The 2120-nt window shown below is 49.2% G+C and carries 2 pseudogenes; one reads left to right on the top strand and one right to left on the bottom strand.

Annotated features, from left to right (window positions below):
- Nucleotides 1-137 precede the first annotated feature (137 nt).
- Nucleotides 138-695 (top strand): annotated as a pseudogene (locus tag BZG79_RS15335) (sugar O-acetyltransferase).
- 75 nt (nucleotides 696-770) lie between these two features.
- Here BZG79_RS15335 and BZG79_RS15330 read toward each other — a convergent pair.
- Nucleotides 771-2089, bottom strand: a pseudogene (locus BZG79_RS15330) (aerolysin family beta-barrel pore-forming toxin).
- Nucleotides 2090-2120 lie beyond the last annotated feature (31 nt).

The raw sequence follows: 2120 nt of genomic DNA, 5'->3' as shown, positions 1-2120 counted from the left end.
GCCAAACCGATGTTCGTGTTTACTTTCAATAGTAACTAAGTAACGATAATATTATCAAGCGCTACCCCAGGTGGCGCTTTTTTACGTCACCTAGAACTGCAACATCCGTCGTTTTAGGGTTGATAAGGAGATAAATAATGACCGAATGGGAAAAGATGTGCCAAGGACTTGTGTTTGATGACAGCGATGGATCCATTGATATCAGGCGAGACCATGCCACACGAACCTTATTAGCATTCAATCAAAGCCTAGATACGACGACAAGAAAGCAACTGCTTACCACGTTATTACGTACCATCGGCGAAGGTTCGGTCATTCAACCTCCGTTCCATTGTGAGTTTGGCGAGACCATTGAGGTTGGCAGCAACACCTTAATCAACATGAATGTCACTATGCTGGATGGTGCACCGATCACGATTGGCAACCATGTGCTGATTGGCCCCAATACGCAGTTCTACACCCCTACCCACTCCCTCGACTATCAAAGCCGCCGCGCATGGGAGACATGGTGCTAACCCATTGTGGTAGAAGACGATGTGTGGATTGGCGGTAATGTGGTGATCTGTCAAGGAGTCACTATCGGGGCGCGCAGCGTCATCGCCGCCAATGCGGTAGTTAAACACGACGTGCCACCTGACAGTCTTTACGGCGGCACCCCTGCACGTTTCCTAAAGGCACTTAATGGCAATAGATAGAAAAATGAATCTGGCTAATCAATTAAGGCCGCACCTTTGGGAGCGACCTCTTTACTGACAGCTTGGTCTTCCTGCTTACTTCACAGGTTTGATGGCCAATTCGGCATTGTCGAAACCGAGGCTCGCAAGTTCATCGGAGTCAAAGTTAGAAATCAATTCTACCCCATTCGCTTCGCCCGTCGTGGTCATTGGCGAAATAGATCGCTTGACGCGAGCGGAAGCCGCTTTGCCAATCGGCTTCGCTTGGCCAAGCTCTATAGTCCCTGCATACTGGGATTCCGCATAAAAATCACCCGACACGTAGGAATAGAACGGACGTAAGCTTTTTCCTGTTGCCCACTGCATGCTTTCTAGGCCATACTTTTCAACCGCCCAGCTCCAGTCCCACCATTTCACTTCGCCAGGAATGTAGCGGTGATGCCATTGATATGCGATATCTGCAGACGGCTCACTACTACGTCCCATCGTAAAGGTGTGGTGTACTGTAGGACGATTTTCAGGGTGCGAGTGCCATGCGTTACCGCTCCAGCGCAAGAAGCCGTCAAAAGTCACGTCATAACTAATATCGGCGCCAAAGCGATACGGATAAGAAATGCTCGACCGATAAAGCTCGACGCGAATAGGTATCTCGGAGTTCGCCGGAACAAATGGACGTGCTTGTAACGTCACCTGCTCACTGCTCGAGCCACCATTGCTATTGGCAAAGCTTTGATTCGCCTCAAATGAAATAGTGAGCTTGGTATCGCCAACCAATGGCCATTTAAATTCGTTTTCTGTTTGTACTTTTTGCGCAAAACCATAGGTGTTGGTTTTCGACCAATTAGTGGCCTCATCGACTTTGAGATCAACGACCACTTGTTGAGGCTCGTCGAGGTTGTTGCGGGCGACAGCAGAAATCGTTTTGACTAACTGTTTATCGGACTCAACCACATCACCATGCCAGNTGCGTAACCCAGGTAATGCGCGAGATAGCTCAGCGGTTTGACAAATTCACTGCGATTATTGACCAGTGAATATTGGACATCGAGCTCAGTCCCTTCTGGTACGCTTTGAGCGGCGTAATCCGGAATATCGCCCTTATCATTGATGGGATAACACCATGTATCTTTCGTTTGACCGTAGTGTTTGATTTCACCGTTATAGCCGCTACCCATGATCGCCCAATCGCCTTCGAGCCCAGCGATTTGCCATTTCCCCATGCGATCGTTCAAAAAGTGGCGGTGGGTACTCGCCTCGTCTGCCGTTAAGGGCCGATAGTTGGCCCGGCATTGGTCATCGCCTAAGGTATCAAGCACAATTTGGTCAGGATAGACTCTCGCCTGTGCAACTCCCGCACTGACGAGCACTGCGATGGTGGAGAGAGTCAAGGTTGTTGTACGTGAGATTGTCGCCATTTGACGTCTTCCTTTTGTTAGGTGTTATTAG

The sequence above is a fragment of the Salinivibrio sp. MA427 genome, from assembly GCF_001996115.1.
GTDB classification, from domain to species: domain Bacteria; phylum Pseudomonadota; class Gammaproteobacteria; order Enterobacterales; family Vibrionaceae; genus Salinivibrio; species Salinivibrio costicola.
Note: the sequence above shows the minus strand (reverse complement) of the source record. Positions and strands in the feature narration are given on the sequence as shown.